Origin of the sequence: Faecalimonas sp. (assembly GCA_029264305.1) — a bacterium.
Classification (GTDB): Bacteria; Bacillota; Clostridia; order Lachnospirales; family Lachnospiraceae; genus Faecalimonas.
The window spans coordinates 1-8,527 of the sequence record JARICA010000005.1 but is presented as its reverse complement, the minus strand read 5'-3'; the positions used below and the strand labels follow the sequence as shown (position 1 = coordinate 8,527).

The 8,527-nt window shown below is 31.3% G+C and carries 6 protein-coding genes and 1 tRNA gene; 5 read left to right on the top strand and 2 right to left on the bottom strand.

The window, feature by feature from the left end; genetic code table 11:
• Nucleotides 1-133: 133 nt before the first annotated feature.
• Both ACY2U7_RS00635 and ACY2U7_RS00630 read left to right on the top strand, forming a co-directional pair.
• Nucleotides 134-204: transfer RNA gene (locus ACY2U7_RS00635), tRNA-Trp, on the top strand.
• 110 nt (nt 205-314) lie between these two features.
• Nucleotides 315-836, top strand: a complete 522-nt coding sequence (locus ACY2U7_RS00630) for a ferritin-like domain-containing protein (RefSeq protein WP_461815656.1) — start codon at nt 315-317, stop codon at nt 834-836.
• A gap of 54 nt (nt 837-890) precedes the next feature.
• Here ACY2U7_RS00630 and pepT read toward each other — a convergent pair whose 3' ends face one another.
• The gene (gene pepT, locus ACY2U7_RS00625) at nt 891-2,108 is read right to left on the bottom strand and encodes a peptidase T (protein WP_461815655.1); all 1,218 of its coding nucleotides are present in this window, start codon (nt 2,106-2,108) and stop codon (nt 891-893) included.
• A gap of 193 nt (nt 2,109-2,301) precedes the next feature.
• Between pepT and ACY2U7_RS00620 the strand changes: the two genes are divergently transcribed.
• Nucleotides 2,302-3,825: a Mur ligase family protein gene (locus tag ACY2U7_RS00620; protein WP_461811994.1), complete on the top strand. Its 1,524-nt coding sequence runs from the start codon at nt 2,302-2,304 to the stop codon at nt 3,823-3,825.
• Between the two features lie 54 nt (nt 3,826-3,879).
• Here ACY2U7_RS00620 and ACY2U7_RS00615 read toward each other — a convergent pair whose 3' ends face one another.
• Nucleotides 3,880-4,740: an arginase gene (locus tag ACY2U7_RS00615; RefSeq protein ID WP_461811995.1), complete on the bottom strand. Its 861-nt coding sequence runs from the start codon at nt 4,738-4,740 to the stop codon at nt 3,880-3,882.
• Between the two features lie 105 nt (nt 4,741-4,845).
• On the opposite strand from ACY2U7_RS00615, the gene ACY2U7_RS00610 reads away from it, so the two are divergent.
• Both ACY2U7_RS00610 and ACY2U7_RS00605 read left to right on the top strand, forming a co-directional pair.
• Complete coding sequence (locus ACY2U7_RS00610) at nt 4,846-5,370, top strand: 2'-5' RNA ligase family protein (RefSeq protein ID WP_461815654.1); 525 nt, start codon at nt 4,846-4,848, stop codon at nt 5,368-5,370.
• A 213-nt stretch (nt 5,371-5,583) separates the two neighbouring features.
• Nucleotides 5,584-7,992, top strand: coding sequence for a hypothetical protein (locus ACY2U7_RS00605; RefSeq protein WP_461815653.1), 2,409 nt, complete (start codon nt 5,584-5,586; stop codon nt 7,990-7,992).
• Nucleotides 7,993-8,527: the final 535 nt, after the last annotated feature.

The following is an 8,527-nucleotide window of genomic DNA, read 5'->3' as shown; positions in this document are numbered from 1 at the left end:
GTAGATAGGGCAGAGGTGGAAGTGTGGTAACACATGGAGCTGACTGTTACTAATCGGTCGAGGGCATAACCAGTTAGGAATAGGTGATAAACGGATGACATTTCTTGTGTGTGGTTTTGAAGGTACAGAATATAGGGGATTGGTCAAATGGTATGATAGGAGTCTCCAAAACTTTTGGTGGGGGTTCGATTCCCTCATCCCCTGTCAAAAAGATAGTCAATAGTATTGGCTATCTTTTTTGTCGTATAAAAATTTATCATAGTTCTCTCTTAGGAAGCATACTATATATTATGGTAAGGGAGGAATATTTATAAATGTGTGAAAAAAAAGAAAAGTATCAATATATGGACGAAACGTCTTATCCTGAAATACAGGTGTGTAGAAAAAATCAGGAATATGCATTTGCAATGTTAGGAAATATGGGTGGATGTAAGTCTGAAATGTCTGCAGTTTCAATTTACTTTTATAATAGTCTTATTTTAGAAGAACCATATGAAGAGATTAAACGTGTTTTTCATAAAATTAGTATGGTAGAGATGCATCACCTAAATATTTTTGGAAGATTATCTGAGAAGTTAGGTGCAGAACCAAGATTATGGAATGTTAATCATGGGCGATTTACTTATTGGACCCCACAATATAATACATATTCGAGAAAGATTGATATCTTATTAAAAAATGCTTATAAGGGGGAAATGGATACAATCGATATATATACAAGACAATTATCATGGATAAAGGATAGGTATATAGAAGAAAATTTAGAAAGAATTATACTAGATGAGAAATGTCATCTAAAGATTTTCGAATCGTTATATGAAAAATATTGTAAATAAATAATAATAAAAGAGGGAACAACACGTAAATGATGTTCCCTCTTATGTATTATTTTATTTTGCGTATAATTTTACAATTTCCACAGCAACATCAGTCATAGCATCCATACCTTCAACACTAATGTGTTCATATGGTCCATGATAACCGTGTCCACCTGTTCCTAGGTTTGGACAAGGAAGGCCTTTGAAACTTAATTGGCATCCATCTGTACCGCCACGAATTGGAAGGATATTTGGAGTTACTCCTACATTTTCGCAAGCAACTTTCGCATTTTCAATTAGATGCATACAAGTATTTACGATTTCTGCCATATTTCTATATTGTTCAGCAATTTCTAATTTAACTGTTCCTTCTCCCCATTTTTCATTCATTAATTTTTCAATTAAACGAAGAGTGTTAAGACGAGCATTCATTAAAGATGCATCGTGGTCTCTAACAATATAGTTTAATGTCGCTTTACAAACATCTCCATTCATGCTTACAAGATGATAAAAACCTTCATAGTCTTCTGTTCCTCTTGGAGTTTCTCCTGAAGGTAACATTGAATTGATTTCCATAGCAACTAAACTTGCGTTAATCATTGTATTTTTGCTTGATCCAGGATGAACGCTAAATCCTGTAATATCAAAAGTTGCTTTGTAAGCGTTGAAGTTTTCATATTGAATTTCGCCTTCTAAATCACCATCTAAAGTGTAACCAAAGTCAGCGTCAAATGTTTCTACATCAAAACTTTGAGCACCTGTACCAATTTCTTCATCAGGAGTAAATGCAACACTAATTTGTCCATGAGGAATATTTTCATTAATAATTCTTTCTAGCATAGTCATAATTTCAGCAATTCCGGCTTTGTTATCAGCACCAAGAATTGTTGTTCCATCAGAAGTAATTAATGTGCGTCCTTTTAAACTTGGTAAGTGTGGAAAATCTGCTACAGCAAGTGTACGTCCACTTGTACCAAGAACAAGATCTTCACCATTGTAGTTTTCTGTAACGATAGGTACGATGTCATGATCACAGAAGTCAGAAACCGTATCCATATGCGCGATAAAACCTAATTTTGTTTTATCTTCATAGCCTGGTGTGGCTGGCAATTTTGCGTATACGAAGCATTTATCATTTACGTAGGCATTGTCAATCCCAAGTTGTTTTAATTCCTCTACTAATATTTTTGCCAAGTCAAACTGACATTGAGAAGAAGGGACATTCTCACAGTTTTCATCACTTGGAGTGCGAACTACAACATAGTTCAATAATCTTTCATATGCTCTCATATTCACATATCTCCTTTAAAAAATTTTTTCATATCTTTATTATATCATTAAAAAAACATATCTCAACAATTATTTTATAATGTATGTTAAATACTTTATGATGTATGAAAATACAAGTTTGACACTTATTTATCAATGGTGTATAATTGATAACAATTAGGCAAAAACTAAAGATTCATATAAGGAGGGTAATATGGAACAGATGAATAAATATACAATTGATCTATACTCAAAATTAATAAAAGAACAAGGAAATTTAGTTGAAGAAGAATTGTTTGGTAAAGGACAAATGCTTATTGAACAATTGACTTTTGATTCTAAGAAAGTAGTAGAAAATACATTTTTTATTTGTAAAGGGATGGCTTTTAAAGAAGAATATTTAAAAGAGGCAGTAAAAAATGGTGCAGTTTGTTATATTAGTGAACAAAAATATGAATTAGATGAAGATGTTCCGTATATTATTGTAAAAGATATTCGAAAAGCAATGCCAGTATTAGCAAATAAATTTTTCAATGAAGCATGGAAAGAGTTGAATGTAATTGGTATTGGTGGAACAAAAGGAAAGTCTACGTCTGTTTATTATATGAAATCTATTTTGGACGATTATTTAGCAGCCAACGGAAAAAAGGAAAGTGCAGTTATTTCATCAATTGATATTTATGATGGGGTGGAAAAAATTGAATCTCATATTACAACACCTGAGGCAGTAGAGCTCCATGGATATTTTAGAAATGCTGTGAATAGTGGTATGGAATTTGTGGAGATGGAAGTATCAAGTCAAGCTCTGAAATATGGACGTGTAAATGAAATGATGTTTGATGTGGCTGTATTTTTAAATATTTGTGAAGATCATATTAGTCCAATTGAACATAAAGATTTTGAAGATTATTTTTCGTCAAAACTTCTTATTTTCCAAAAGACAAAGACAGCAATTGTAAATTTGGATGCAGATTTTTCTGATAGAATTTTAGAAGCAGCGCAATGTGCTTCAAAAGTTGTTACAATTAGTACACAAAATAAGAATGCAGACTTCTATGCATATAATATTCATAAAGAAGGAAATGGAACAATTTTTAATGTTCGATGTGCAGAATTTGATACAGAATTTGAATTGACTATGCCAGGATTATTTAATGTAGAAAATGCCCTTGCTACTATTGCTGTTGCAAGTCAATTTAATATTCCGGTAGAATATATGTATTCGGGATTGAAAAAAGCAAGATCAAGTGGAAGAATGGAACTTTCTACAAGTGATGATAACAAAATAATTGCAGTTGTAGATTATGCTCATAATAAATTGAGTTTTGAAAAATTATTTTCATCTATTAAGGAAGAATATCCGGATAGAGAAATTATAAGTATTTTTGGATGCCCAGGTAAAAAAGCTTTTACAAGACGTCGTGACTTGGGAACAATTGCTGGAAAATATGCAAAGAAAGTATATTTAGCAGCAGAAGATCCAGGATATGAGCCTGTAGAAGAAATTTCAAGAGATATTGCAGAGTATGTGGAAGCACAAGGATGCCCGTATGAGATGATTGAGGACAGAGGTGAAGCGATTAAGAAGGCCATCGAGTCTGTAGAGAATCCGTCTATTCTTTTGATTACAGGAAAAGGAAATGAGACAAGACAAAAATACGGATGTGAATATGTTGATTGTCCGTCTGATACAGATTATGTAAAGAAATATTTAGAAGAATATAATAAAATTCATTAGAATCCTAATAATAAGAAAACCCAAAGCAGACGATAATCTGTTTTGGGTTTTTCATTAGTTTACGTGTTTTTGAATAAAAGCAATGAGTTCTGAAACGAAATCAGCAGTCACATCATCCTTATCATATTCTTTATTATATTCCATAATATCTAAAGCAGAGATTGGTAGTTCTTCTAAAAGTCGTTCGAATACATGATAAATTTCAGGAATAGTAAATCCGTCATTTACTGGAACGGAAACTCCTGGGAGTAACTGTGGATTTACAGCATCGATATCGAAACTTAAATGGATGTGTTCTAAGTGAGAAAGATAATCAATTGCCTCATTTAAACAAGTTTCTAATCCTTTTTCTTTGATGTCATCATATGTAAAATATTTGATATTTAATTCTTTTAATATAATTTCTTCAGGTGGATCAATATCGCGCAAACCGATGTGAACAACATGTTCAGGTTTTACTTTTGGGTTATCTGTTAAGATTTTAGAAAGTTTTTCACCTGCAGGGCTTAAGTTGTTAAGAAGGGCAGAAACAGGCATACCATGAATATTTCCACTAGCGGATGTCAAATCTGTATTGATATCAGCGTGAGCATCTATCCAAATTAAACCGATGTTGTCATATTGTGTAGCAGTGGCAGATACAGTTCCGATAGCAGCGCTGTGGTCTCCACCAATGAAAAGAGGTGTATTTCCTTTAGATAAAATATTTTTATAACTATATTCTGCAATAGCAGTGCAGTTTTCAAGAACGCTATTAAATCTTTTTAAATGTGCAGAATTTTCTTCCGAAACAGATACTTCAGGAATTGTTGTTAAATGTAAGTCTGTGTTATGTGTGTTTAAATAGTCTAAACTGTGAATCAATCCTTCTTCCCCAACACCACAGTGCATTGGGCAACCAAATATATGTAACATAGTAATAATATCCTCCATTTTTTATTAGTTATGTTATTATATCATGGTAAAATTATTATCGCAAGTGAGCGAAATTCGGACAAATATAGTAATTTAGGAGAAAATATGTATTTTATTTCATTATATTTTGATAAGAAAACAGACAATCGGATACAAAGATATATTGATCAAGTAGCTAAATTAAGTGGAAATGAATTCATGACGGCAAATAAAGTACCACCTCATATGACGATTTCTTCCTTTGAAATGGGAGATAATACTGGTATTATAGAAAAATTAAGAGAAGAAGCGGAAACATTAAATAGAGGAGAAATAATTTTGTGTTCTGTTGGATTGTTTCTTCCATCAGTTCTTTATCTTACACCTGTATTGAATAATTATTTACAAAATTTGTCGAAAAAATTTTATAATATTTTTTTAAAAGAGAAAAATATAAGTGTAAGTCCACATTATCGTCCGATGCAATGGCTTCCTCATGTGACTGTTGGAAAGAAATTGGCAGAAGAAGAGATGATTCGGGGAATTCGAGCATTACAAGTCGAATTTGGAATGTTTAAAGGGGAAGTAAAATATATAGGATTAGCAAAAAAGAATCCGTATAAGGAATTTTGGCGAGTAGAATTAAAATAAATAGTATAATGCAAAATAATATAAAAAACAAAAATACTATTGACAAATCAGAAAAAATATGTCAACCTTTAGTTAGTCAACACTAACTAAAGGCGAAAGTGAATTCTCTGTGTTTAGGGTTGATAGATGTATAGTTGCTTTTATGTAGATTATTGTGAAAGAAACTATATGGAGATGTAACTATTAACTACATGAACAAGAGGAGAAATGAAGATGAAATTGAAACAGAAAAAAGTTTTTATAAGCATAGTAAGTCTGCTTATGGTGGGAGTCCTATCGTTTGGACAACTTTCGACAGTGTTTGCAAAGCAAAATTCACAGGACGATACTAATATTACAATTTCAGGAGAGGATTATTCAATTGATAAAAATAAAACTACATTTTATAATTTGGATATTCCTACTGGGGTGGGTATAGGAGAATCATATAATATTGAAGTAGGGATATTTAAGTGGGGCTCGATCATATATGCTATTGATGATAAGACAGGCGCATTGAGTGGATATTATCAACCTCTTTGGGGACAATTTAAAGCAGAAAATGGACTATCAAAGTATATCGGAAAAACTTTCGATGATATAAAGAAAATGAAAGAACCAAAGGAAATGGAGACAATGGCAGGTCCTATGGATATTCCTATTTTAGTACATAGAAAAATTTTGGACATGATCAAAAAGGCAGAGTCAGAGCAGCAGGTGAAAAATCAAATTGGAAAAACAGAACTGGCAAAAGCTTATTTGAAATATTCAGCAATTTATAATGAGAAAGAAAATGGAGATTATACAGATCAAACGATGAGTAAATTTAGTTCGGCATATAAACATGCTGAATCAGTTTTGAAAGCTGACTTACCCAAAAAAGATGAAATTGATCGTGCATTAGCAAATTTAAAAAGTGCTAAAAAAGGATTAAAACTAACTTCCATAGATTATAAGGGATTGGAGGAACAAATTGCAAAAGCAGATACTATTATAGGACACCAAGAAGAATATGACATCTTTGCACTATCTAATCTTAAAGAAAATGTAAAAAATGCAAAAGATGCTATAAAAAAGGGAGTTCAAAGGCAAAGTCAAGTAACTGCTTTGGAAGAAAGACTTAAAAAATCTATTAAAGATATGATAAAAAAATCAGATCAAGGGAAAATCTTTACTATTAGTGGAAAGACAAGTACAATGGCAGATGATTTTATGAATTCAGTTATTACACTAGAAGAAAAAAATGGTAAAACAATTTATACAATAGGTTTTAAAGAAGATAATGGAAAAGGATTGAAATCTAAAATGTCTTATTTAAAACATATTCAAGATAATCAATATATCCCTGCGGAAAAACTAGATGGAGTTGGAGAGTATAGTCAATTATTTAGAATTACAAGAAATGCAGTTAATGAAACACAGATTCCGATTATACTTCATCCTGTAGTAATGGATAGAGATATACAGGTTAATATTACTTTAGATAGAACAACGAAAAAACCCCAATATAATGTAGAGAGTAATGTGGACTATAGTGAGTTAGAGAATTTGATTCGTTCGGAACAGGAGACGTTGGATGATGTAAATGCAGGTATATATAAGCCAATAGGAAGCAAAGAATATCTCAAAAAATATAATAATGTATTGAATATAATAAAAGATAAAACAGCATCAAAAGATGAAGTTGAAAGGGCTATAAAAAATTTAAAAACTTCTAAAAAATTAGATTTAGTGCTTAAAGCAATAGATGATTTTGGTCAAGAAATAACGACAGCTGAAGCAGAACTAAAGCAAAATGAGAAATATACTCAAGATAGTTTACTCAACTTGAAAAATGCTGTTGATAAAGCAAATAAGCAATGGATATCTCGTTATGATTTTACAAAGAATACTTTAGCTGAAGCACGTAAAGAATTAAAAGCTGCTTTAGATACACTTGAAAAAAGAAAAGAAAATTTGGGAAAAGATTCTATTCAACAGAATAATGGTGATGTAAAACATACTGTTTCCCAATATGATTTCTTTACAAATCTATCATGGGGAGGCAATCCAAGTCCTAAGTTATCAATAAAAATGAATAAATATGATAAAAATGGTGAGGGAGATAAAATCATATTTACTACCCAGGATTCAAATGAGTTATTGGAATTTGGGAAAATTCAAGTAAATGAGGGGAAAATTTATTCGTTTAAAGAAGCAGAAATAGAAACAGATGGTGAATATAAATCTTTTAGAACATTAAATAAAGATTTTATAAAAACTTTTTACAAAGAAAAAGAATTACATTTTAAAATTATAGAAAAAGATAATACGGTGCTTAATTTTACTGTTGCAAATAAATTAACAGCGGAAGAAATCAAAAAATTTACTGAGATGATCGGACCGAGCATCGCAGAAGAAAAACTTTTTGAAAAAGAACCCGTAGCGAACACATTTCTTGAAAAGGATAAAAAAGTAATTAAACAAGTGAAACAAAATGATAATAATATAAAAAAACCAGTAAAAGGGATAGATTTTATAGGAACAAAAGTACCAGCAACGGGGGATGAAAGCAATATTGCAATTTATATAGGCATATTGCTGAGTGTAGTAGTTAGTTTACGATTATTATATATAATGAAAAAACATAATCGATCTTATTAATATTTAAAAGAAAAGGGAAACAAAGAAAAATCGCCAAGACGTGTATACTTTTCATTAAGTAGATTGGGTATATGTCCGGTCTACCAAAGAAGAGGGATCATTAGTACCGTCTAGGCGATTTTTTGTAGAACAAGATGTCCTTTTTTATTTTATAAAAAAATTAGCACTCACCTCTTGTTATTACAGCGTAGCGTTTGTCTTAGATCAAAGAGTTCCGTAAAGTGCCTATTTACAGGCTTTTCACGGGTTTTATGAATTTATTACATTTCATCAAAAATCGTCAATATACAAAAAAATGGTGTCAAAAATGGTGTCAAATAACCTTAATTTGAGATTTTGATGAGTAACACATCAGTATAAAAAATTGAATATTTTATAGACTATGGAACGCCTGAAATGACGTTCCTTTTCTATTTCCAGCCGTTCTTATTGGGCGGCTATTTTATTACCCAAAATGAAAGGAGAATTAGATTTATGAAAAAGATATTGAAACGATTGTGTACGGGCTTCTTAGCTCTTGCAACTGTCGTTACTG